Genomic DNA, 23,830 nt, shown 5'->3' with positions numbered 1-23,830 from the left:
AACACGACCGCCCCCGGGACTGGAGCCCCGGAGGCGGAAGGTGACCTTCACGAGGCCCGGCGTGGACTCACGCCGGACCCGCGCGAGGGACTAGTACGTGCCCTTGAGGGACACGCTGCTGTACGACGAGTAGCCGCGCAGCATGATGTACATCTTGCCCGACGAGGCCTTCGCCGCCGCGCTGCACGTCTCGTTGTTGCCGGACAGGTACGGACGGCAGTCGTACGAGGTCGTCGTCGGGGCGGAGCCGAACTTGATGTACATGTCCGCGTCGCCCGTGCCGCCGCTCATGACGTAGGTGGACGCCTTGGAGGCCGGCAGGTCGAGGCAGTACAGCGTCTCGGAGCCGGTGGCGCCGGACAGGCCCGTCTTCGCGACACCGTTGGTCAGCGCGGTGCAGGTCGGCTGCGTGACCGTGCCACCCACGCCCACCGCCTCCCAGGCGGCCGTCACGGAGGCCTGGTCAGCCGCGGAGTAGCCCAGGGCCGCGGCGGCCTGGACCGTCCACGTCTTGGCCTGCGCGAACGTGGTGCTCGCCGTGAAGAGGTTGGTGTTGGCGTAGTACCAGATGCGAGCGGCCTTCTCGACGCCGATGCCCGTCACCGTGGGGCCACCCGTGCGGCGCGGGTGCGCGCCGCCCTTGGAGAGCAGCGCGAACGCCAGGTTCGGCACGCCGGAGCTGTAGTGCACGTCCGTGCTGGACGTCACGTTGGCCGCCCAGTCCTTGGACGCGCCGTCCTTCGCCGGGTCGTCCATGTAGCGGAGCGCGTCACCGGCGGTGCCGGGGGTCCACACGTCCTCGCCGACCTTCCAGATGTCCGCCGCGGTGCTCCAGCTGTTCACGCGGCTCTCGCAGACGGCGCCGAACGTGTCGGACATCGCCTCGTTGAGGCCGCCGGACTGGCCGGAGTACGTGAGGTTGGACTCGTACTCCGTCACGGCGTGGGTCAGCTCGTGGACGGTGACGTCCGCGTCCTTGCCCAGCTCGATGGAGTTCACGCCGTCGCCGTCGCCGTACACCATCTGGGTGCCGTCCCAGTAGGCGTTCACGTAGTTGCGGCTGTAGTGCACCGTGCTGATGAGCGCCGTGCCCGCGTTGTTCAGCGAGTCGCGGTTGAACAGCACCTTGTAGCAGTCGTAGGTGTAGCCCAGCATGTTGTAGTTGGTGTCGACATGCGAGTCACCGGTGGCCGCGCCGCCCTCGCTGCGCTTGAGCGTGCCCGGGGTGGTGGTGCCGTTGTTCGCGCTGTACACCTTGCGGTTGAGCGCGGTGTGGATCTCCGGAACGCGCAGCAGCGTGGCGCCGTTGATGGCGTCCACATAGACGCGGTCGCGCAGCGGCATCAGGTTGCTGTCGCCCGTCACCTTCACCTCATAGGCGAGGTGCAGACGGCCGTCCTGCTCGGACTTCACGTACACCAGGCGCGCGCCCTCCGCGGCCAGGCCCGTGCCCTGCGTGTCGCGCAGCGCCGCCGTCTGGGCCGCCTCCGCGGCGACCAGCGGACGCGCGGACACGGAGCCGCCGGAGCGGGCGGAGCCGTTCGCGCCGAAGATGGCGCCCGAGCTGTCCACGTGCACCACCAGTTCCTCGCCCACCACCGGCAGACCGTTCAGCGTCTGCGCGTAGCGGATGTGCGAGACGCCCTGGTCATCCACGTTGATGCGGCGGACCTGCAGGTCGTTCGCGTTCAGGCGGAAGAGCGAGGCGATGGAGGGCAGCGACCCGGCGATGGCCGTGTGCACGTCCGCGGCGGCGAAGCCCGTCAGCGGGCGGTCCGCCTGGCCCAGGCGGCCCTGGATGGTGTGCGGCGTCCCATCCGGGTTGGTGCCCACGATCTGCGCGCCCGGAATCACGCTCAGGGCGTTCTGCACTTCCGCGACTTCATCCGGCTTCTGCTGATCCTTCTGCGTGTTGGAGTCCGTCTCACCGACGCCGCAAGCGACGAGGGGGAAGGCCAGCAGGGCTGAAACGAAACGGGTGCGAACCAAGGTACTGCCTCCTGCCCGGCGCAAAGGGGGTGGTCGCCGGGACAGCGCTCCTTTCAGCATTCTTCAGGCCAACTCATTAAGTCCGCGAAATGCCTCGTAGTACTGGAACGCGCTGAAAAACGGCTGGCACATCAGCGCCCAGTAAATCTTCTGTAATGTGGAAGCATTCGTTACACCCCTGGCACAACCCCATGGAATCCCTGGGGATTCATGGGCGAGCGGGCGGCTGTCCTGAACCATGACAGTCCCCATGAGGGTGTGTCCTCTATTCAGACAATCCAAGTTTGACGGCTTTTTCTTGGTACACAAAGCATGGCCCTGAATTCGCGCGGCGTGCGTCAGCGCCACACGCCGAGCAGCACCCGCGCGCGTCCATCCATGGGGAGCGCGGCCTCTTCCACCGTGGTGAAGCCGGCGTCGCGGGCCACGTCGGCCAGGTGCCGCATCCACGGTTTGTAGGGCATCCCATTGTCGGAGCAGCAAGGGACGACGGCGAAGCCCAGCCCGTGGCGCGCGGCGTACTCGATGATGATCCGCGTGGCGCCGTCCGGGTGCATGCCCACGACGAGCTCCGCCTCGCAGGGCTCCTCCAGCGTGAAGAGCCGCTGGGCGTACTTCACGGGCAGGTGCTTGTGGCGCAGGTCGAACGTGGTGACGGTGCGCCCGCGCTGGGTGAGGGACTCGTTCAGCTTCCCCATGCCTCCGGCGATGTCATAGACGCGCAGGGCCTGGGGGAAGCGCGTGACGAGCAGGTCCGCGAAGAGGTCGAAGCGTCGCTTGTCCGCCATGGCGGCTCCTTCAGCCCGGCCCCTTCAGGCGCGGGTGCACACCGTCCACAACAGCCGCTCGATGACGAGCTTCCCGCTGGCGGAGGACTTCAGGGCCAGGTCCGCGTCCGCGCACGCCACCAGGGCGTTGAGCAGCTCGCGGCGCTCGTAGCGGGCGGCGGCCTGCATGCCGAACGCGAGCGCCCACGCGTTGGGCGTCTTGCGCTTGGAGGCCTTCAGCTCGGCCTCCAGCTTGGGGAGGATGCGCGCCTCCACGTCGCGGCCGGTGCGCGGCGGCTGGCCGCCCGCGTACTTCTCCAGCCAGGCGTGGTTCTCCAGGAGCGAGCGGACGATGGACGCCACCGCGCCCAGCAACTGGAGCGCGTGCGTGCCCTGCCCCATCGCGTCCTCGGCGTAGGAGAGCGCGTCGCGCAGCTCGCGCTTCTGGAGCGCCTCCGTCAGCTCGAAGAACTCCTCCTCGCGCGCGTGGTGCACGAGCAGCGCCACGTGCTGCGCTTCGATGGTGGGCCCCTCCGCGTAGACGGCCAGCTTCTCCAGCTCCGACTGGAGCAGCCGGATGTTGCCGCCGATGCGCTCCTTCAGTCCCTCCAGCGCGCCCGGGCCCAGCTTCTTCTTGAAGGGGGCGAGGAACTCCCTGGAGATTTCACTGAGGTCCAGGTCCTTGTGGCGCGCGGCCACCTTGCGCTCGAAGAGGCGGCCCTTGTCCTGCGCGAACTTGAGCAGCGGGCTGCGCGAGTCCACGTCCGTGGCCGCGAGCACCAGCGCGTGCCCCGGCGGCACGCCCTTCTGGAGCAGCTCCAGGAGCGCGGACGCGTCCCCTTCCGGAGCGCTGATGCGCTCGTCACGGCAGAAGGCCGCCGCCTCCTGGAGGAAGGCGAGGTCGGCTTCCGCCAGGTCCACGTTGAGCTCTTCCTTCCACTGCTCCACCGTGGGCGCGCCGGGCACGCGGGGATCCAATTGATCCACGCCCCAGCCCGCGCGGCCCGCGAGCGCCAGGAGCCGCCGGGCCCCCTCCTTGCGCTTGCCCGCCTTCCACGCGTCGCGCGCCTTGGCCAGCGCGTCGCCCTTGCCCTTCTTGGGCGCGAGGAACTCCGGGTCGCGCACCAGCACCACCTTGCGCCCGGGGAACAGCGGCAGCGTGGCCAGCTCCTGCGCCACCTCGCGCGGGGAGGCCGCGTCCAGCACCGCGAGGTTCAGCCCCATGGCGGCGTCCGGCACCAGCGTCTTCACCAGCTCGTCGGCGCCCTTCCTGACCAGGAACTCCTCGCCCCACAGGAGGTACAGCGGCCACACCTTGCCGCCCTTCACCTCCGCCAGCACCTCGTCCATGTCCGCGCTCACCGGGCCTCCACGCACAGTTCGATGAGCAGCCGCTCCAGCTGCAACCGGGGCGCGCCGTTGCGCGAACCGATGGCCGTGCGCGCCGACTCCAGCAGCGAATGCCGCCGGTGCAGCGCGGCCTCCGACGTGCGCCGCGCCGCTTCCTGCGCCAGCGCCGTCAGGTCGCGGTTCGCCAGCGCATCCAGCGCCCCGGCCTTCGCGAGCGACACGTCCCGCGTCCACAGGATGAGCAGCTCCAGCGCCGTGTCCGCGTCCTCGCGCGAGCCGCCGTGCGCCTCCGCGAAGCGCAGGAGCGCCGGGATGTCCTCGCCGCTCAGGCCTTCAAAGGCGGTGAGGACGTCCTTGCGCTCCTTCAGCGCGTCCACGTCCAGCGCGAGCGCACGGCCCAGGCTGCCCCCGGACATCACCGCGGCCAGGGCGGCGGTGTCCGCGTCCAGCTTGCGCTCCTGTTGCACGTGCCGTGCGACCAGGTCCACCGGCAGCGGGCCGAAGTACACCTTGCTGCACCGGCTGCGGATGGTGGGCAGCAGCCGGTCCATGGCGCTCGCCACCAGGATGAGGGTGGTCTCCGCGGGCGGCTCCTCCAGCGTCTTGAGGAACGCGTTCTGCGCCTGGACGTTCATCTGCTCCGCGCTGACCAGGATGGCCACCTTGCGCTTGGACTCCAGGCCGCGCAGCGCCAGGCGCTCCTGGAGCTGCCGTATCTGCTCCACGCGCAGCTCGCGGCTGGGCGTGCCGGTGAAGTCGGAGCGGCCAGCGAGTCCTCGCGACACGCGCTCGTCGTCCGGCATCACCCAGGTGACGTCCGGGTGCAGCCCCTTGGCGATGCGCACGCAGCTGGCGCACCTGCCGCAGCCCACCTCCGGGGCCTCCGGGCACGTGAGGGCCTGGGCCAGCCCCACCGCGGCCAGCTCCTTGCCCACGCCTTCAGGCCCGGCGAACAGGTAGGCGTGATGCACCGAGCCGGACCGCAGGGCGGATTGGAGCGCGTCCATCGCGCGGGGCTGTCCCTGCACCGAGGCAAGCGTCATGGGGGGCGTGTATCCCCGCTCGGGGCCCACCCGTCAACCGCCACCTTGACCCGTGCGCGCGCCACCGGTCTGATTCGCCTCAGCGTGTTGAACTTCCTCGAAGGCTACCTTCCCCTGCTGGCGGGCTCCATCCTGACGGTGCTCCTGCTGGGCATCCAGCGGTCCACCCAGGACCCGGACCTGCGCGACGACCTGCGCGGCGCGGTGCGGATGCTGGTCGCCTTCCTGGCCCTGCGGCTGGTGTCGCGCCTCCTGCCGGAGGCCTCGACGCCCGAGGGCCTGCGCAAGTTCGTGAGCGTGGGCTGGATGCTCACGTTCGCCTACGGCGTCATCCGGGCCGGGGTGGCGTTCGCGCTGAAGCTGGTGCGGATGCGCTCGCCGGTGTCGACGCCCAAGATCCTCCGTGACGTCATCGACTTCACGCTGTACGCGCTCGCCACCGTCCCCATCCTCCAGAGCCAGCTCAACCTGGACCTGGCGGGCCTGGTCGCGTCCACCGCGGTGCTGACGGTGGTCATCGGTCTGGCGCTCCAGGAGACGCTGGGCAACCTCTTCGCGGGCCTGTCGTTGCAGTTGGACCGACCCTTCGAGGTGGGCGACTTCATCCGCATCGGCGAGCACACCGGGCGGGTGGTGCACATCGGGTGGCGCTCCATCCGCATCGCCAACTTCCGGCGCGAGGTCATCACCCTGCCCAACAGCATGGTGGGCAAGGAGCACGTGAAGAACTTCACCCAGCACCGCGAGCCCGTGGGCATCGAGATGCAGGTGGGCGTGTCGCTGGACGCGCCGCCCAACCAGGTGAAGCAGGCGCTGCTGGACGTGGCCCGGGAGATTCCCCAGGTCCTGGTGCAGCCGCCGCCCATCGCGCGCACGGTGGCCTTCACGGACTCCAACGCGCAGTACATGGTGCGCGTGTTCCTCAATGACTTCGCGCTGTCGGACACCGTGAAGGAGGAGCTGCACACGCGGCTGTGGTACCGGCTGCGCCGCGAGGGACTGGAGCTGCCCCACGCCCAGCGCACGGTGACCCTGCGCCGCGAGACGAAGCACCGCCGCGGCGAGCTGGCGGACGACACCGTGCGCGACCTGTTGCGCCAGGTGGACCTCTTCGCGCCGCTGGGCCCGGAGAAGCTGGAGCAGTTGCGGTGCGAGGTGGTGGTGCGCCGCTTCGGCCGCAACGAGCGCATCATCCAGGAGGGCGACGAGGGCGGGACCTTCTACGTCGTGGCCTCCGGCGAGGTCAGCGTGCGCGCCGGCACGCTCCAGTCCGAAATCACGCGGCTGGGGCCGGGCCAGTACATCGGAGAGATGTCCCTGCTCACCGGCGAGCCTCGCGCCGCCACGGTGGTGGCGCTCCAGGACTCCGTGCTGCTGGAGCTGGACCGGCCCACCTTCGCGCGCCTGTTCTCCGACCATCCCGGCCTCGCGCGGCAGCTCTCCGCGCTCCTCGCCCAGCGCCGCACCCAGCTGCGCGCCGTGGCCCAGGCCTCCGGTGGAGGTCCGGACCACTCACCCGAGGCGGGCCGCATCCTCGGAAGGCTTCGCTCGCTCTTCGGCCTCAAGCACGAATAGCGGCTTTCCCCCGGCGGCATCCGGGGCAATCACGACCCTCTGCGACACGCTGCGTGGCGGCCTGGAAGGCATGCATCCAGGCGCGACGCCATGGACTTTGACGCTCGGAGCCTGAAAGGTCTAAAGGTTCACACATGCAAGACATTCGTGGCTTCCCCGCGCGATTGGGCGCGCTGCTGCTTCCCGGCGCGCTGCTGATGGCCCTGCCCCAGAGCGCGGCGGCCACGGCCCAGGTGAAGCCAGACGCGGCGGTCGCGGGCCTGGAGCGGCTGACGCACCGCCGGGTCTTCTTTGGCCACCAGTCGGTGGGCGGGAACATCCTGGACGGCGTGCGGGCCCTGCCGAACGCGCCGGGCTCCAAGACGCCCGCCATCGTGGAGGTGAAGGACGCGGACGCCACGATCGCGCCGGGCACGCTGGCGCACGCGTTCGTGGGCCAGAACGAGCAGCCGGAGACGAAGCTCGCGCACTTCGCGCAGCTGCTGGATGGCGGCGTCGCGAAGCAGGTGGACGTGGCGCTGGTGAAGTTCTGCTACATCGACTTCACCTCCAGCACGGACGCGAAGGCACTGTTCGAGAAGTACCGCGACACGCTCGCGGGGCTGAAGTCGCGCCACCCGGGCGTCACCTTCGTGCACGTCACCGCGCCGCTGACGACGGTGCAGCGCGGGGCGAAGGCCTGGTTCAACGAGCTGCGAGGACGCGCGGTGTACGGCGTGGGGGAGAACGTGTCGCGCGAGGCGTTCAACGCGCTGATGCGGCAGACCTACGGCGGCAAGGAGCCGCTGTTCGACCTGGCGGCGCTGGAGTCGTCGCAGCCGGACGGCAGCCGTGAGACCTACGAGGTCAACGGCCGCGCGTACCCGGCGATGGTGCCGGCGTATTCGGATGACGGCGGGCACCTCAACGCGCAGGGACAGGCGCGCGTGGCCTCCGCGCTCGTCACGTTCCTGGCGGCCCTGCCGGAAGCCGCTGCCTCCGCGAAGGCCGGGCCCTGAGCCATGCGCGTTCCGTTGATGATGATGCTCGGCCTGGGGCCGACCGTCGCGCGTTTGAAGCTGCGCCGCTGTGAAGCGGTGGGCGCCACCCCGACCGTCTGGGGGCGCGTCTGGATTCACGGCGAGGGCGAAGTCCAGGTGGGCAACCGCGTGGTGTTCGACGCGCGGATGGCGCCCATCGAGCTGCACGCGCAGCGGGGGGGACGCATCGTGATCGAGGACGACGTGACCATCGAGGGAGGCAGCTCCATCGAAGCGCAGTCGTGCGTGACGGTGGGCGCGCGCAGCCGCCTGGGCATGTGGTGCAAGCTGATGGACAACATGTACCACCCGGTCCGGGGCAACCGGCACGAGCGGCCGCGGTCGGTGCCGCTGGTGGTGGAGGAAGGCGTCACGGTGGGCAGCCGCTCCATCCTGTTGCCGGGCACGCACCTGCAGAAGGGCGCGAGCGTGGCCTCCGGCACGGTCATCTCCCGCCGCATCCCGCCGGGCGTGACGGTGGGCGGCTCTCCGGCCCGCGTGCTGCGGCGCGAGGTGCCGCGATGAAGCCCCCCCTCCCCTCCCGGACCGAGGCGCTCCAGTTGGCGCGCGCGGGCCTTCAGATGGTGCGCACGGAGGTGTTTCCGCGCGCCGAGCGCGTGGTGGCCGTGGCGCGGGCGCGCTGGCTGTTCCGCGACTTCCGCATGGGCCGCGACGTGGCGGCGTATGGCCCGGTGAGCGCGCGCAACGACGGCCACGCGGAGCTGGGCGACAAGCTGACGTTCCTGGGCGGCATGCTGCCCACGTCGGTGGTCTGCTACGAGCACGCGCGCCTGCTGGTGGGCAACGAAACCCAGTTCAACTACGGCGCGTCGGTGGAGGCCTGGGAGTCGGTGCAGATTGGCGACCGGTGCATGTTCGCGTCGTTCGTGCGCGTGAGTGACCGGGACGGCCAGCGCATCGCGCCCATCATCATCGAGGACGACGTCTGGGTGGCCCACGGCGCCATCCTGCTACCGGGCGTGCGCATCGGTGCACGGTCGGTGGTGTCCGCCGGCAGCATCGTTTCCCAGGACGTCCCCCCGGATTCGCTCGCCATGGGCAACCCGGCGCGCAGCATGAGCCTGGACCTGGTGGCCCGCGACGCCACGGGCACCTGACCGCGCGCGTGCCCGCTTCCGCCCGGCGCTCAGCAAAACGTGCCGGGCGCGTTCTTTTCCGCATCCCCCTCCACACCCCACTTCCCGCTTCAACGACAGGACCCCATCCATGAGCACGCGTGACACGCTTCGCACCTTCATCGTCGACACCTTCTTCGTGGACGACTTCGCGGACGACGACTCGTTCCTGCGCAAGGGCCTCATCGACTCCACGGGGATGATGGAGCTGGTGGCCTTCATCGAGACGGAGTTCCACATCAAGCTCGACGACAAGGAGCTGGTGCCGGAGAACCTGGACTCGCTGGCTCGCGTGGTGGCCTTCGTGGACCGCAAGCAGTCGCTGGCGAAGGCGAGCTGAGACGCCCATGTGCGGCATCGCGGGGTTCACCTTCCCGGCGGGTGACGCATCGGGCACGGCGCAGCACGCCGACCGCCTGCGCCGCATGACCGCCAGCATCAAGCACCGGGGGCCGGACGCGCAGCGGGCCCTGCTCCTGGACGGCGCCGCGCTGGGGCACGCGCGGCTGTCCATCGTCGACCTGGCCTCCGGTCACCAGCCCATGCGCGACGAGGCCACCGGACTCACGGTCGTCTTCAACGGCGAAATCTTCAACCACGTGGAGCTGCGCGAGCAGCTGTCGGGGGCATATGCCTTCCGCACGCGCTCGGACACGGAGGTCATCCTCGCGGCGTTCCTCACGTGGGGCATCGACTGCGTGCGCCGCTTCGAGGGCCAGTGGGCCTTCGCGCTGTGGGATCCGCGCGACCGCACGCTGTGGATGTCACGGGACCGCGTGGGCATCTGCCCGCTGTTCTACGCGCGGCTGCCGCAAGGGCATCTGGCGTTCGCGTCGGAGGCGAAGGCGCTCTTCGCTGGCGGACTGGTGACGCCGGTGCTGGACGCTCGGGGGCTCAAGCAGACGTTCCAGCTCTGGGCGCCGGTGGCGCCGCGCACGTCCTTCGAGGGCGTGTCGCTGCTGCCGCCCGCGCACGTGGCGAAGTGGCGCGATGGGACGCTGACGCTCCAGCGCTACTGGGACCTGGACTTCGGCGTGACGCCGGACGCGGTGGAGGCGCCCCGGCTGCTGGAGGAACTGGGCGCGGTGCTGGACCGGGCGGTGCGCCTGCGGCTGCGCGCGGACGTGCCGGTGGCGGCGTACCTTTCGGGTGGGTTGGACTCCAGCCTGCTGTGCGCGCTGGCGCAGGAGCAGCTGGGCGGGACGCTGCGGACCTTCTCCGTGGGCTTCGCGCACGCGCGGTTCGACGAGCGCGCGCATCAGGCGACGGTGGCGGAGCAACTGCGCACCGAGCACCGCGTGGTGGAGATGCGCGATGGGGACATTGGCGCGCTGGTGCCGGGCGTCATCTTCCACGCGGAGCAGGCGATGATGCGCTCCGCGCCCGCGCCGTTCCTGCGGCTGTCGGGGTGGGTGCGCGACCAGGGCATCAAGGTGGTGCTGACGGGTGAAGGGTCGGACGAGATGTTCCTCGGCTACGACCTCTTCAAGGAGACGAAGGTGCGCCAGTTCTGGGCGCGCCAGCCGGGCTCGAAGTACCGGCCGCTGCTCCTGCGCCGGCTGTATCCGACGCTGTCGGTGAGCCAGCAGAACGTGGAGCTCTTGCGCGAGTTCTTCGGCACGGGGCTGGAGACGCCGGACGCGCTCGGGTTCTCGCACATGGTGCGGTGGGGCAACAGCGGCCGCATCCTGCGCTTCCTCGCGCCGGAGTTCGCCGCGAAGGTGGCGGACGAGGATCCGGTGGCGTCGGTGCTCGCGACGGTGCCGGACGCGGTGGCGAAGTGGCGGCCCCTGGCGCGGGCCCAGTACCTGGAGGCGCGGACGTTGCTGTCGGGCTACCTCCTGTCCGCGCAGGGCGACCGCATGCTGCTGGGCAACGCGGTGGAGGGGCGCTTCCCCTTTCTGGACACGGGCGTGATGGAGTTCGCCGCGCGGGTGCCGGAGCGGCTGCGGCTCCGGGGCCTGGACGAGAAGCACCTGCTCAAGCGCTTCGCCAAGGGCCGCGTGCCGGCGTCCATCCTGGAGCGCAGCAAGTTCCCGTACCGAGCCCCCATCGCGGGAGCGCTGGTGGGCCCGGATGCGCCCACCTGGGCGCGCGAGCTGCTGGCTCCAGAGGCGGTGTCGGCGACGGGCGTCTTCGACGCGCGCAAGGTGGAGCGGCTGGTCGCGAAGCTGCGGGCACCGAACTCGGCGGAGAGTGAGGCGGACACCATGGCCCTGTTCGCCGTGGCGTCCACGCAGTTGCTGGCGCATCACTTCCTGAAGCCGAAGCCCGTGCCCCAGGCAGACGTGGATGCCGTGCAGTTGGAGGCCGCGTGAGCGCGCCTTCAGGCATCGCAGTGGAGATCCCGGCAGCCCGGTGTTCGCCCGCGCAGTGGGAGGAAGCGTGAGCGCGGATACCGCCCCTTCGTGGGTTCGTGGCCATGCGGCCTCAAACCCGGATGCGCCAGCGGTGGACTCGCCGTGGGCGCGGCTCACCTACGCGCAGCTCGAAGCGCGGATGCTGGCGCTCGCGGGACAGCTGCGGGCCGCCGGCGTCGAGCCGGGCGCTCGGGTCCTCATCGCCCTGCCCCTGGGCTGCGCCTCGGCCGTCGCGAGCCTCGCGGTGCAGGCGCTGGGTGCCTGCGCCGTGGAGCTGGACCGTGAGACGGGCGCGGACTCCCTGGCCAGCATCCTCGCGCAGACGGGTGCCCGCCACGCGGTCATCTTCGGTCAGGACGCGCGGCGCTGGACGGGGCGCTCGCAGCTCACCCACTTCTTCATCGTCCACGGCTCCCGCCCTCCGGAGCGCATGCTCGGGTTGCTGAAGCCCGCCTCGTGCACGTGGTTGCAGGAGGACGGCGCGGTGGATCCGGACGTGTGCCCGGAGCCGCTGGCCGCCCTGCCCGCCCTGCCTCCGGATGCGCCCGCGTCCATCGTCTACACGTCCGGCAGCACGGGCACGCCCCGTGGCGTCGTGCAGACGTTCGCCAACATCGCGGCGAACACGCGCTCCATCGTGGAGTACCTGGGCCTCACTCCGCACGACCGCGCCATGCTCATCCTTCCCCTGCACTACTGCTACGGGAAGAGCGTGCTCCAGACGCACCTGCTCGCGGGCGGCTCCGTGTTCCTGGATCCGCGCTTCATGTACCCGCAGGTGGTGCTGGAGGCCATGGCCACCGAGTCCTGCACCGGCTTCGCGGGCGTGCCCCTCACCTTCGAGCTGCTGCGCCGTCAGGCCGCCCCGGACTCGCTCGCGAACCTGAAGCTGCGCTACCTCACCCAGGCCGGCGGAGGCATGTCCCCGGACACCGTGCGCTGGACGCGCGAGGCCTTCCACCCGGCCGAGCTGTTCGTCATGTACGGCCAGACGGAGGCCACCGCGCGGCTCTCCTACCTGCCGCCCTCGCGCGCCACCGACAAGGCGGGCTCCATCGGACAGGGCATCCCGGGCGTCACGCTGGCCGTGGTCGCGGACGACGGCACGCCCCTTCCCGACGGCGAAGTGGGCCAGCTCGTGGCGAAGGGCGCCAACGTCACCCCCGGCTATCTCGACGCGCCGGACGACACCGCCGCCATCCTCCATGACGGCTGGCTGTGGACCGGCGACCTCGCGTGGCGCGACGCGGAGGGCTTCTTCTTCCTCGTCGGCCGCGCGAAGGAGATCCTCAAGGTCGGCGGCCACCGGGTGAGCCCCGCGGAGATTGAGCACGTCCTCGCGCGCCACCCGGCCGTGCTGGAGGCCGCCGTGGTGGGCGTACCGGACGACCTGGGCGGCGAGGCCGCGTGCGCCGCCGTGGTCCTCCAGCCCGGCGCCAGCGCTCAGGAGGACGACCTGCGCCGCTTCTGCCGTGAGGCGCTCCCGGCCCACAAGGTGCCACGCCACGTGCTGTTCATTGACGCGCTCCCTCGCGGGCCCACCGGCAAGGTGCTCAAGGCCGACCTGCGCACGCGCGTGCTGTCTTCACTCTCTTCTCCTGAATCGAGGTCGCCGTGACGATGAAGTTCTCCAAGCAGGTGCTGGAACTGGACTGGGAGGCCAAGGCCGCGTCGCTGTCCGACGGGCTCAAGGAGGCCGTCCTCAAGAAGCTGCGCAAGCGCGGCCTGGTGGTCGCCGTCTCCGGCGGCATCGACTCCGCGTGCGTCGCCGCGCTGGCGGTGCGCGCGCTGGGGCCGGACCGCGTCTTCGGCCTGCTCCTGCCGGAGCGCGACTCCAGCGGCCTGTCCTCCAAGCTGGGCCGCGAGCTCTGCGAGAAGCTGGGCATCCAGTACACGCTGCACGACATCGCGCCCGTGCTGGAGGCCGCCGGGTGCTATTCGCAGCGCGACGCGGCCGTGCGCTCCGTGTTCCCCGCGTTCCAGCCGGACATGAAGTGGAAGATCGTCATGCACGGCGACCGGCTCAACACGGACGCCCTCAACATCTTCTACGTGGTGGTGCAGGTGGACGGGCAGGAGCAGCGCTTCCGCCTCACGCCCCAGGCCTACGTCCAGATTGTCGCCGCCACCAACTTCAAGCAGCGCGTGCGCAAGATGATGGAGTACTTCCACGCGGACCGGCTCAACTTCGCCGCGTCCGGCACGCCCAACCGCCTGGAGTATGATCAGGGCTTCTTCGTGAAGCTCGGCGACGGCGCCGCGGACGTGAAGCCCATCGCCAGCCTCTACAAGACGCAGACGTACAAGCTCGCGCGGCACCTGGGCGTCATCGACGGTATCCTCAACCGCGAGCCCACCACGGACACGTTCAGCCTGGAGCAGTCGCAGGAGGACTTCTACTTCTCCGTGCACTACTCGCAGCTGGACCTCATCCTCTGGGCGAAGAACCACGGCATCGCCCCGGAAGAGGCCGCCCCGGAGATGAGCCTCACGCCGCAGCAGATCCAGCGCGTCTACGACGACATCGACCAGAAGCGCCGCACCACCGCGTACCTCCACGCGCAGCCGCTGCTGCTTGAAGAGGTCAGCGAGCTGAAGCCCTTCAAGATCTCCTGAAGGAGCCTCACCCGCCGCCAGCGCCGGGGGAACCGGAGGCCGCTTCGATGGAGTCCGCGGCCTCCACCCGGAGGCGCTCCTCCGGGGTGAACGAGTCGAACAAGAGCCGCTGCACCGCGGCCTGACGCCGGGCGGGGTTGGGCTCGCTCTGGCCCAGCGCCGCGCGCTTCGCGCGGAAGTCCGCCAGCCGCTGCTTCCACTGCGCGCGCTCCGCGTCCAGCGCCTCCAGCCGCTCGGTGGCCTCCGGGCCCACGGTGGACAGCCGGTGCTGGTGCAGGTCCTCCGCCGTCGCTCCCGCCGCAAGCAGCTCCTGCTCCACGGCCTGCTGCCGCAGCGGGCGCACGGCCTCCTCGCGGCTGGCGCGCACCTCCGGGGGCAGCCGCTCCTCCAGGGCCGCCATGCGCTGCTCGCGCTCCTCCTTCGTGAGCGACGCGTCCTTCATCAGCTTGAGCCGCTCCACCGCGACGGCGTCCACCGCCTCCTCCTGCCCGAAGAGGCCATCCGCCACGCCCGGGCCCAGGTGCTCGCGGCGCAGCTTGCGCAGGGACTCCAGGCGCTCCGCCGTGTCCGGCATGGCCGCAGAGCCCTTCGACGCCAGCCCTCGCGCCGCATCCAGATAAGCCAGATAATCGTCCAGCACCTGCACCGCTTCGTCCATCGCGGCGGCGGGCAGCTTCTTCGCCCGCAGGGCCGTGAGGATGCGCTCGCGGATGAGCGACGCGGGCTCCTCGCCCGTGGCGGACAGGTAGTAGTTGAAGAACCGGCGCAGGTCCGCGTTCGGCACCAGGTGCCCGGACGCGTCCACCAGCACCGCGCCATCCTCCTCCGTGTCCTTCAGCGAACCGGGCAGCGGCGGCAGCGGCGCGTCGGGGACAGCGCTCGCCGCCGCGGCGGCACCGGGCACTCCGGGAGACATCGCGCGCGATTGGACACCCTGCGCGACGGGGACGGCGGACGGCGGGACAGCGGGTCCGGGCGCATCCTCCGCCCGGACCTTCCACCACGAGAAGACGCCGGCACCCAGGAGGGCGCACAGCGCGACCACGAGAATGACGGCGCGGCTCTTCATGGCGGGGCGCTCCTTCAACGGCCTTACAGGCCCGCGGTCTTCAGGCGGTTCGCCTGGGTGCGGAACACGGACTTCGGGTCGGTGAAGAACGCGGTGAGGCCCAGCACTTGGTTCACCTCGTCCAGGTGGTTCATGTCGTAGTTGTCGCGGATGACCGTGCCGAAGCGCGAGCTGCAACGGCCCACGAGGCCGTCGTTGGACTCGCTGTAGAAGAAGGACGACAGCTTCAGCGCGTAGTCAGACGCGTCGAAGACGTTGGTGAAGGGATCCGTGCCGGACCAGGAGTAGTAGCGCTGGCCCTGCGCGCCCGTCGCCGCGCCAGTGCCGCACGACGTGGTGGGCAGACCCGCCGGGAACTTCGCGTTGTAGGTGGCCGCGCCCGAAGCGGACAGCGCCCCCAGCGCGCCGATGGCGTCCTGGGACTGCGTGTGGCCGGACAGCAGGCCCAGCACCATGCCCAGGTTGTTCGCGAAGTACGACAGCACGCTCTCCGTGAACGAACCGCCCTTGATGTTCGAGCGCAGGTAGGTGGCCAGGTCCGCGCCCTTGTGCGGCGTGCCCACCGTCGTCACGGACGCCACCAGGTCCGGCCGCACCGCCGCCACGTAGCGCACGTCCAGGCCGCCGTGGCTGTGGCCAATCAGGTTCACCTTCTTCGCGCCCGAACGCGCGAGCACGTCCTGCACCTGCGCCAGCAGCGCCTCGCCGCGCGCCTCGCTCGTGTTGAACTGCGGAACGTGCGTGATGTAGACCTTCGCGCCGCCCGACTTCAGCGTCGACTCGATGCCGTAGAAGTAGTCGAGCACCCCGAACAGCGAATCAAAACCCGCCATGCCGTGCGCCAGCACGATGGGGTACTTCGTCTGCGTGTACGTATCCGCGCGGGCAGGCTGCGCCCAGAGGGCAAGAACCGCGACAGTCAGAACGAGGGTCCGGACGGCGTTTCGCATACAGGCTCCTGATTGGGGAGGGCGGATCATCGAAGGGATTGACCCGCGAATCAGCCCATAGAGCGAGCCACTGATAAAAATCAAGCCAACCTCAGAATTCACCGAAAAGCATGTCAGCTCCGGGTCAAGTCAGACTTTAACGCCCCGCGTTGAACTGGCAGCATCCGGGCCCCTCCAGAGGAGCACGCCCTTGGACACAGTCGCCTACCACGCCTTCACCGCGGAATTGACGCACAGGGCCGACGCGGACGGCCGCTTCCGGGGGCTCGTGGCGCTGGGCTCGATGGCGGCGCGGGACTACGCGCCGGATGACTTCAGCGACCATGACTTCTTCGTCGTCGCATGGCCCGGACACGCTGAAACATTGAGACAGGAGCGCGGGTGGCTGCCCCGCGCGGAGGACGTGGCGCTGACGTTCCGCGAGACGGCGCACGGCCTCAAGGTCGTGTACCGCGACGGGCACCTGCTGGAGTTCGCGGTGTTCGACCTGGAGGAGCTGTCCTTCGCGCGCGTCAACCGCTACCGCGTGCTGCTGGACAAGGGCGGCGTGACGGAGCGCATGGACGCGCGCGCGAGGGACACGACGGAGGAGCTCCAGCGCACGGCCCCGGACGACGCGTGGCTGTTCGGGCAGTGGCTCACGCAGGTGCTGGTAGGCGCGGGGCGCCACGCGCGCGGTGAAGGGCTCAGCGGGCGCTCGCGGCTCTACGATGCGGTGCGCCTGTTCTGCATTCTCCTCGCGCGCCACGTCCCCGCTCCTGACGCTTCGCTGCTGGACGGGTTGGATCCGGTGCGGCGCGTGGAGCGCGTGTATCCGGAGACCGGCGGTGAGCTGGCGCGGGCCTTGGAAGGCGATACGCCGGGCCTCGCGCGCACGCTCCTCGTGCTGGCCGAGCGCGAGCTGTCCCACGTGCCCGCGTACCCGCGCGACGGAGTGGCCGCCGTGCGGGCCCGGCTCGAAGCGATGCACCGGTAGGCGCGCGGCGGCTCAGGCCCGGGCGGCGTCCTGTTCCCGGGCGTTGTGCCCGATGACGAGCACCCGCTCGGGATGCGGCTGCCGGCGCGCCCAGTCCAGCAGCGCGGTGAAGGCATCCGGCGCGGGGGCGGCCGTGGCCAGGAGCATGCGCGGCTGGTGTTCGAAGAACAGGTCCTCCGCTCCCAGGTTCTGGGACGCCCACGTGCGCCAGCCGGGCACCGCCTTTCCGGGCGCGGGCTGCAGGCCGGTGACGGTGAAGCCACCGGCCATGAAGATGCGCGTCAGGCCCACGAGCGTCGCGCCCGTGCCGAAGCCACACACCACGTGCCGCACCGAGGGGAAGCGCTCGCGCACCTGCGCGCGCAGGCCCGCCGCCCAGGCCTCCACGCACGCCACCATCGCCCGGTTGGTGAGCTGCCGGGGCCAGCTCCAGCCCTCGCGCTCCAGGGACTGGGCCTGGTGGAACATGTCCGCCATCGAGTCCACCTGGCGCACCTGCCCCTGGAAGCCGTGCGCGCGCAGGTACACCGCCCCCGCCGCGTCCGTCAGGGCCACCGTGGGCAGGCCCCGCTCGCGGCCCAGGACGTCCAGCGCCAGCGCGCTCGACGCGCCGGACAGCTCCACCAGCCCTCGCGAACCCGGCGGCATGGCGGCCAGGTAGCGCGCGAACGTGAGGTACTTGAGGCTGCCGGACGGCTGCGCTCCACCCCACAGCACCACCGGCCCGCCCGCCTGCGGACGCGAAAGGGAAAAAACTCCACGCATGGCCGCCCCCTGGCGCGCACCCGCATTCCGCGCCCGACACATGCCGGAGTCTTCCGGAGGGGGCCCCCTTGGGCCATTGCCCCGGGGACGGGGCGGATGTCCGCCGGGGGACGGCGCAAGTCCCTGCAACGCCGTGGCGGGCGGTTATGCTCCGCGCCCATGTCTCAAGCCCCGCGCGTCCGCATCCTGCTGTCGGAGACGTACAACCCCTGGTTCAACCTGGCGACCGAGGACTGGATCTTCCGCGAGCTGGATCCGTCCACCCAGACGCTCTTCCTCTGGCGCAACGACAACACGGTCGTCATCGGCCGCAACCAGAACCCATGGTCCGAGTGCAACCTCTCGCGCATGGAGGAGGACAAGGTCTTCCTCGCGCGGCGCACCAGCGGCGGCGGCGCGGTGTTCCACGACCTGGGCAACACCTGCTTCACGTTCCTGTCCGCGAAGGAGGGCTACGACAAGACGGCGAACGTCCGCATCCTGCTGGACGCGCTGTCGCGGCTGGGCGTGACGGCGCAGGCGTCCGGGCGCAACGACCTGGTGATTCCGCTGGAGGACGGGCCCCGGAAGATCAGCGGCAGCGCGTACCGCGAGACGAAGGACCGCGCCTTCCACCACGGCACGTTCCTCATCCACGCCAACCTGTCGCGGCTGGCCAACTACCTCACGCCGCACCCGAAGAAGCTGGAGTCCAAGGGCAGCGCGTCGGTGCGCTCGCGCGTGATGAACATCCGCGACCTCCAGCCAGAGGTCTCCCATGAGTCGCTGGTGAAGGCGATGATTGGCGCCTTCTGCGACTTCCACGGCGGCACCGCGGAGCCGCAGCTGCTGGAGCCGTCGTTCCTGGAGAACCAGCCGTCGCTCAAGCGCACCTTCGAGCACTACGCGTCGTGGGACTGGCGCTTCGGCAACGCGCCCCGCTTCAGCCACCAGATGGTGGAGTACCTGTCGTGGGGCTTCTTCGAGGTCCACGTCGACGCGGAGAACGGACACATCACCCGCGCGCAGGTCTTCTCGGATGCGCTCTACCCGGACCTCGTGCAGGACCTGCAGACCGCGCTCACCGGCAAGCCGCACAGCCGGGATGGGATGAAGCAGGCCGTCGCCGAGGTCCGCGCCCGTCACCCCTCGCAGGAGCGGGAGCTGGCGGAGCTGGAGACATGGCTGATGGGCCAGGTCGAGGTCTGACCCGGCCCATCCGCCGTCACGTCATTCAGCGGTGGCCACCGCCGTGGCCACCACCCCAGCCGCCGCCATTGCCACCGCCGTGGCTGGAGCCGTGAGACCCGCCGCCGCTGCTGGAACCGCGTGAGGAGGACCCACCGCCGCGGCCGGAGCCGCCGCCGTGGCTGCTGGAGGAGGACCCGCCGCCGGTCTGCTGGACGCGAACGGAGCCGCCCCCCCAACCGCCGCCGTTGCTGGACGAGGAGCGTCCCCCGCCACCCGACGACGGACGCCCGGGGTTGGAGGAGCCGCCGCCCCAGCCGCCGCTGGACTGGTGCGCGCCGCCACCCGACGACGGACGCCCGGGGTTGGAACCGCCACCCCAGCCGCCGCTGGACTGGTGCGAGCCACCGCTCGTGCCGTTCCCACCGGGCGGCGGATTGCGCGTGCCACCCCAGCCGCCGCTGTTGCCGCTGTTGCCGTTGTTCGACGAGTGGACGCCGCTGCCCTGCGGACGGTAGGGCCCGGGACGGCTGTTGCCCCGGCCGCCGTAGCCATTGCTGTACCGCCCGGGCGACGCGTCATGCACGCGCGGGCTGTTGTAGCGGTACGGCCCCGGGCGCGAGGAGTAGTAGCGCCCCGGGCGGTAGCGGTCGTGCCCGTAGCCGTAGTAGCGCCACGACACGCCCGGATACCGGTACCACGTGCGCAGGAACGGGTTCGGACGGCCGAACGAGAACGAGATGTGCGCATGGCGGTAGACCGGCACGACGACGCGCACCGAGCCGTTCCAGCCCCAGCCGCCACCCACGAACACCCACGACGGGCCGCGGCGCACCCAGTGCGGCGACACGAACACCAGGCCCGGACGCGGCGGCTCCATCCACGTGCCGGAGACCCACTCGTAGCCGTTGGCGCCCCAGTACCAGTAGCCCGGCGCCCACGTGTAGCCCACGGACGGCGCGGGGGGCGGCGTCTCCACGCGCAGGGCCGGAGGCGCCTGGGTGGCCGTCACGTTCTCGCTGGCGACCTCCACGGGGATCTCCACCTCGGTGGAGCCCTCCTGGGCCCAGCCGCCGGACACCCAGCGCCAGACGTCGCCGTCCTGCGCCCAGTAGCCGTTGACGTACTGGTAGCCGGGCATGCGCTCCACCCAGCCGCCGGACTTGAACTGCCAGTTGTCGCCGTCCCAGTACCAGTGCCCGGACGTCCACACCGCGCCGGCATAGGGCCGGGGAGTCGGTGACTCGGCGGGCAGGTCGGGGGGCGGCGAGGGCGCGATGGGCCCGGAATCATCCGCGTTGGCCTGCTGGGCGTACCCGTCATCATCGCCCCAGTCATCCGCGGCGACCGGCGAGGTCTGCGCGAACGCTCCCTGGGTCGCCAGGCCGACAATCAAACCCATCCACCATCGAGAACCCATGACTCCGTCTCCGATCTCCAGACACCCCAGGGGACGCGGGCTTCCCCCACTTTATTCACCCTGGAGGCTACAAGCCCGCGAAGCTGTCGACACTGCTACAGTCCCGAGGGACGCGAATGCTGCGCCGACTCCTCCCCACATTGCTCGCGCTGGGTTGCGGACTGCTGGCCCTCGGCTGGGGGCTGGTGAGCCTCCAGCGCATCTTCACCCAGGAGCGTGAGGACGCGCGCGCCCAGGTGCGCTCGCGGCGCATCGCCCTGGAGCAGCTGGCGGCCGAGTCGCTGCGCACCGCGCTCGCGCAGAGGATGAAGACCCACCTGCCGAACCTCAACTCGGCCGTGGGCGATCCGCTGCTGCCCGCCGAGGGCTACTACCTGCTCTTCCGCGACCACCAGTTCCTGCCGCGCGTGGACTGGCCCCGGGAGGGCGCGGACGTCCCGGCCCAGGCCAACTACACGATGCTGGCGCACGCGCTGGACGACGGTCAGGCCCCCTCGCCCTATCAGGAACGGCTGTCCCGGCTGCGCGCGACGCAGGCCGCCCTGGCCGCTGGCAGCGAGGCGCGCAAGGACGCCGCGGTGGAGTCCCTGCTGCGCTACCACGCGGCGCACCCGCTGCCGCCGGATCAGGAGCTGCCCTTCACCCTCTTGATGGTGGAGTACCTGCAACGCGGCGAGGACACGCCGCCCCTCATCCGGGCGCTGGTGCGCGAAGGCCTTCCGGAGGAGCTGGGCGGCATGGCGCGCGACGCGGGCCTGCAGCGCAACCTGCTGCGCGCCCGCTCCCAGCTCACGCAGCCGGACTTCAACTTCCTCCAGGCGCGCATCGTGGCGCTGAGCCGCGCCCTGTCGGAGCCGTCCGACGCCTTCGTGGCCCGCGTGCAGGAGGCCGGCGCGGGCGCGCTGGTGCTGCCGGAGCCGCTGGACGGTCCCACCCTGCTGGCCGAGCAGTGGTACGTGGAGCCCGCGGCCGAGCAGGTGCACGGGCTGGCCGTGGACATGGGCGCGCTCCTGTCGGAGCTGACGCAGGAGCTGCGCGAGCGCAACCTCATCCCCCGGGATGGCCAGGTGCGCCTGGGCCCCGGGGGCGTGGCGCGCCCCCTGAAGCACCCGGGGCTGGAGGTGGCGACTCCAGGCTGGGCCGCGGCGGAGGCGGACATCGAGGCGCGGTACGGCCTGAAGACGCTGCTCGTCGCGGCGTGCGGCGCGCTCGCGTCGGCCATCGCGGCGCTGGCGGTGGTGGCCCAGCAGCGCAAGTATCGCTTCGTGGAGCTCAAGAGCGACTTCGTCTCCACCGTGTCCCATGAGCTGCGCACGCCGCTCGCGTCCATCCGCCTGTTGGGAGAGACGCTGGAGCGCCGGCTGGGCAAGAGCCCGGAGGCCGGGGACTACCCCACCCGCATCGTGCGCGCGGCGGAGGGCCTGCACTTCCTGGTGGAGAACATCCTGTCCTTCAACCGCATCGACAAGGGGCGATGGGCGCTCAAGCCCGCGCGCGTGCGGTTGGAGGAGGCGGTGGGCAACCTGCGTGACGACCTGATGGACGCCGTCACCGTGCCGGTGGAGCTGAGCTCGGACGTGGGGGACGTGGAGCTGGACGCGGACGCGTCGCTCGTGCGGATGCTCTTCGCCAACCTGGGCCGCAACGCCTGCCTCTACAACCAACGAAGTCCGGTGGTCCTCACGGTGCGCGCCTATCCGCAGCCGGGCTTCGGGGCCACGGTGCTCTTCAGCGACAACGGGGTGGGCATCCCCCCGGAGGAATGGGAGCGCGTGTTCCAGGACTTCTACCGTCTGACAACGCCCGGGCCGGAGGTGCATGGAAGTGGCCTGGGGCTGGCGCTGTGCCGCAGAATCATGGGCCTGCACCAGGGCAGCATCCAGGTGGCCTCCTCCGGCCCCGAAGGCACGACCTTCGCCCTGACCTTTCCCGAGACGCGCCGATGACGACGCAGACGCCTACCACCACCACCCGCCCCACCATCCTCATCGTCGAGGACGACGCCAACCTGCGCCTGGGCCTGCGCGACAACCTGCGCGACGAGGGCTACGACGTGACGGACGCCCCGTCCGCGAAGGACGCGGCGCCGCACCTGGCGTCGCGGGTGTTCGACCTGCTCATCCTGGACGTGATGCTGCCGGGCGAGGACGGCTACAGCTTCTGCCGCCGCCTGCGCGCGGAGGGCGTGAAGAGCATGGTGCTGATGCTCACCGCGCGCTCGCTGGAGGACGACCTGGTGCGCGGCTTCGAGGCCGGCGCGCAGGACTACCTCACCAAGCCCTACCGGCTGCGGGAATTGCTCGCGCGCGTGCAGGCGCTGGTGCGCAGGGCGGGCACGGCGCCGCCGCAGGTGGTGACCTTTGGCGCCTTCACGCTGGATTTGGGCCGCCGCGCGGTGCTGCGGGCGGACGGCAGCGAGGTGGACCTGACGCGCACGGAGTTCGACCTGTTGGCGTTCCTCCTGCGCCACCGCGACCGCGCCCTGCCCCGGGGCGAAATCCTGGATGCCGTCTGGGGCCGCGACGTGGTGGTGGATCCGCGCACGGTGGACAACTTCGTGTCGAACCTGAAGAAGAAGCTCGGGTGGACGAGCACGTCCGGCTTCACCATCCACACGCTGCGCGGCGTGGGCTACCGCATGGAGGTTTTGAGCGGCGGCCCGTCATGACGCAATCATGACCAACACATGGAGCCCCGTCGGCCTTTTGACTGGCGGGACTTCGTACCTTGCATCTTGTGGGGACGGGACGCCTGGAGCGTCCGCCCCGAACAGGAGGCGGGTCAGATGTTTGAGTCGGTCATCGAACGGCGGGGAGTGCGCTCGGGACGGTTCGGCACGGGCGCGTGGGTGTCCATCGGCGTGCACGCGGGGCTCCTGGGTCTGGTGTTCTTCATCTCCGGCCGCCCGCCCGAGACCGTGGAGAAGCCGCTCGGGGACCTCGTCTTCCGTCCGCCCACCATCCAGTTGGGGACGAAGCAGGCCGCGCAGCCGGCACCGGCCACCACCGCACCGGCCCCGAAGCCGAAGCCCAAGCCGCGCACGGACCGCATCCCGCTGAACCCGAAGCCGCTGCCCGCGGATCTCCCGGAGGCGAAGCCGGAGCCGACGACGATCGCGGACGCGGCGGCCACCCCCGACGCGACAGGCACGGGCGAGCCGGGCCCGGTGGGCGACCCGAACGGAGATCCGGACAGCACCAGCCCCATCGGCACGATCGCGGTGGCGGGCCTCCTGCCGGCCGCGCCCACGGGCACGGACGTGCTGCCCTTCCAGGGCGGGATGACGCCCCCGAAGATGCTCAGCGGCGCGCAGTTCAGCTACACGGACGAGGCGCGGCGCGCGGGCGTGGAGGGGATGATCATCGCGAAGTGCGTCATCACCACGGAGGGCCGCGTGCGCGACTGCCGCATCATCCGGGGCCTGCCGTTCATGGATGACGCGGTGCTGGACGCGCTCTCCTCGCGTCAGTACCAGCCGCTGATGTTCCAGGGCCGTCCGGTGAACGTGTCGTACACGTTCAACATCAAGCTGAAGCTCCCGCGGTAGACAGGGGCAGGTGTCCGCCAGTGGAAGCGGCCGGCCGCCTGTCCCCCCTTCGGGTGGGGAAAACAATCGCGGCGGGAGCGC

General features: G+C 70.8%; 21 protein-coding genes. 13 read left to right on the top strand and 8 right to left on the bottom strand.

Annotated features, from left to right (window positions below; all coding sequences use genetic code 11):
- Window positions 1-90 precede the first annotated feature (90 nt).
- From JYJ93_RS16940 to holB, 4 genes are all read right to left on the bottom strand, one after another.
- Window positions 91-1,989 (bottom strand): M4 family metallopeptidase, encoded by a 1,899-nt coding sequence (locus JYJ93_RS16940; protein WP_206792545.1) that lies wholly within the window; start codon window positions 1,987-1,989, stop codon window positions 91-93.
- Window positions 1,990-2,327: 338 nt separating this feature from the next.
- The gene (locus tag JYJ93_RS16935; RefSeq protein ID WP_014398053.1) at window positions 2,328-2,777 is read right to left on the bottom strand and encodes a hypothetical protein; all 450 of its coding nucleotides are present in this window, start codon (window positions 2,775-2,777) and stop codon (window positions 2,328-2,330) included.
- 24 nt (window positions 2,778-2,801) lie between these two features.
- A complete protein-coding gene (gene holA, locus JYJ93_RS16930) occupies window positions 2,802-4,118 on the bottom strand; it encodes a DNA polymerase III subunit delta (RefSeq protein WP_269012501.1) in 1,317 nt (438 codons plus the stop codon).
- On the bottom strand, window positions 4,115-5,149 hold the full coding sequence (gene holB, locus JYJ93_RS16925; protein WP_206792543.1) for a DNA polymerase III subunit delta': 1,035 nt from the start codon (window positions 5,147-5,149) through the stop codon (window positions 4,115-4,117). Before holB ends, holA begins: the two co-directional genes overlap by 4 nt.
- 84 nt (window positions 5,150-5,233) lie before the next feature.
- On the opposite strand from holB, the gene JYJ93_RS16920 reads away from it, so the two are divergent.
- The 8 genes from JYJ93_RS16920 (at window position 5,234) to nadE (ending at window position 13,855) form a co-directional block, all read left to right on the top strand.
- The gene (locus tag JYJ93_RS16920; RefSeq protein ID WP_269012503.1) at window positions 5,234-6,724 is read left to right on the top strand and encodes a mechanosensitive ion channel family protein; all 1,491 of its coding nucleotides are present in this window, start codon (window positions 5,234-5,236) and stop codon (window positions 6,722-6,724) included.
- 134 nt (window positions 6,725-6,858) lie between these two features.
- Window positions 6,859-7,722, top strand: coding sequence for a hypothetical protein (locus JYJ93_RS16915; protein WP_206792539.1), 864 nt, complete (start codon window positions 6,859-6,861; stop codon window positions 7,720-7,722).
- A gap of 3 nt (window positions 7,723-7,725) precedes the next feature.
- Window positions 7,726-8,268, top strand: coding sequence for a DapH/DapD/GlmU-related protein (locus JYJ93_RS16910; protein WP_206792537.1), 543 nt, complete (start codon window positions 7,726-7,728; stop codon window positions 8,266-8,268).
- Window positions 8,265-8,861, top strand: coding sequence for an acyltransferase (locus JYJ93_RS16905; RefSeq protein ID WP_206792536.1), 597 nt, complete (start codon window positions 8,265-8,267; stop codon window positions 8,859-8,861). Before JYJ93_RS16910 ends, JYJ93_RS16905 begins: the two co-directional genes overlap by 4 nt.
- Window positions 8,862-8,970: 109 nt before the next feature.
- Complete coding sequence (locus JYJ93_RS16900) at window positions 8,971-9,219, top strand: acyl carrier protein (RefSeq protein ID WP_206792534.1); 249 nt, start codon at window positions 8,971-8,973, stop codon at window positions 9,217-9,219.
- Between the two features lie 7 nt (window positions 9,220-9,226).
- Window positions 9,227-11,197 (top strand): asparagine synthase (glutamine-hydrolyzing), encoded by a 1,971-nt coding sequence (gene asnB, locus JYJ93_RS16895; protein ID WP_206792532.1) that lies wholly within the window; start codon window positions 9,227-9,229, stop codon window positions 11,195-11,197.
- 40 nt (window positions 11,198-11,237) lie between these two features.
- The gene (locus tag JYJ93_RS16890) at window positions 11,238-12,857 is read left to right on the top strand and encodes a class I adenylate-forming enzyme family protein (RefSeq protein WP_347402697.1); all 1,620 of its coding nucleotides are present in this window, start codon (window positions 11,238-11,240) and stop codon (window positions 12,855-12,857) included.
- Between the two features lie 2 nt (window positions 12,858-12,859).
- Window positions 12,860-13,855, top strand: coding sequence for an NAD(+) synthase (gene nadE, locus JYJ93_RS16885; protein ID WP_206800336.1), 996 nt, complete (start codon window positions 12,860-12,862; stop codon window positions 13,853-13,855).
- 7 nt (window positions 13,856-13,862) lie between these two features.
- Here nadE and JYJ93_RS16880 read toward each other — a convergent pair whose 3' ends face one another.
- Entirely contained in the window at window positions 13,863-14,924 is a 1,062-nt protein-coding gene (locus JYJ93_RS16880; protein ID WP_206792528.1) for a lipase secretion chaperone, read from the bottom strand.
- A gap of 23 nt (window positions 14,925-14,947) precedes the next feature.
- Entirely contained in the window at window positions 14,948-15,874 is a 927-nt protein-coding gene (locus tag JYJ93_RS16875) for a triacylglycerol lipase (protein WP_206792526.1), read from the bottom strand.
- Window positions 15,875-16,064: 190 nt separating this feature from the next.
- Between JYJ93_RS16875 and JYJ93_RS16870 the strand changes: the two genes are divergently transcribed.
- Window positions 16,065-16,850, top strand: coding sequence for a hypothetical protein (locus tag JYJ93_RS16870; protein ID WP_206792524.1), 786 nt, complete (start codon window positions 16,065-16,067; stop codon window positions 16,848-16,850).
- Window positions 16,851-16,862: 12 nt separating this feature from the next.
- Here JYJ93_RS16870 and JYJ93_RS16865 read toward each other — a convergent pair whose 3' ends face one another.
- On the bottom strand, window positions 16,863-17,615 hold the full coding sequence (locus JYJ93_RS16865; protein WP_206792522.1) for a pyridoxal-phosphate dependent enzyme: 753 nt from the start codon (window positions 17,613-17,615) through the stop codon (window positions 16,863-16,865).
- 159 nt (window positions 17,616-17,774) lie between these two features.
- Between JYJ93_RS16865 and JYJ93_RS16860 the strand changes: the two genes are divergently transcribed.
- Entirely contained in the window at window positions 17,775-18,803 is a 1,029-nt protein-coding gene (locus JYJ93_RS16860) for a lipoate--protein ligase (RefSeq protein ID WP_206792520.1), read from the top strand.
- 25 nt (window positions 18,804-18,828) lie between these two features.
- Here the strand turns inward: JYJ93_RS16860 and JYJ93_RS16855 are convergent, their stop codons facing one another.
- Window positions 18,829-20,202, bottom strand: coding sequence for a YXWGXW repeat-containing protein (locus tag JYJ93_RS16855; protein WP_242543837.1), 1,374 nt, complete (start codon window positions 20,200-20,202; stop codon window positions 18,829-18,831).
- Between the two features lie 116 nt (window positions 20,203-20,318).
- On the opposite strand from JYJ93_RS16855, the gene JYJ93_RS16850 reads away from it, so the two are divergent.
- The 3 genes from JYJ93_RS16850 (at window position 20,319) to JYJ93_RS16840 (ending at window position 23,749) form a co-directional block, all read left to right on the top strand.
- Complete coding sequence (locus tag JYJ93_RS16850) at window positions 20,319-22,148, top strand: HAMP domain-containing sensor histidine kinase (protein WP_206792518.1); 1,830 nt, start codon at window positions 20,319-20,321, stop codon at window positions 22,146-22,148.
- Complete coding sequence (locus JYJ93_RS16845) at window positions 22,145-22,870, top strand: response regulator transcription factor (RefSeq protein WP_206792516.1); 726 nt, start codon at window positions 22,145-22,147, stop codon at window positions 22,868-22,870. Before JYJ93_RS16850 ends, JYJ93_RS16845 begins: the two co-directional genes overlap by 4 nt.
- Window positions 22,871-22,987: 117 nt before the next feature.
- Window positions 22,988-23,749, top strand: coding sequence for an energy transducer TonB (locus JYJ93_RS16840; RefSeq protein ID WP_206792514.1), 762 nt, complete (start codon window positions 22,988-22,990; stop codon window positions 23,747-23,749).
- Window positions 23,750-23,830 lie beyond the last annotated feature (81 nt).

Origin of the sequence: Corallococcus sp. NCSPR001, from assembly GCF_017309135.1 — a bacterium.
GTDB lineage: Bacteria > Myxococcota > Myxococcia > Myxococcales > Myxococcaceae > Corallococcus.
Note: the sequence above shows the minus strand (reverse complement) of the source record. Positions and strands in the feature narration are given on the sequence as shown.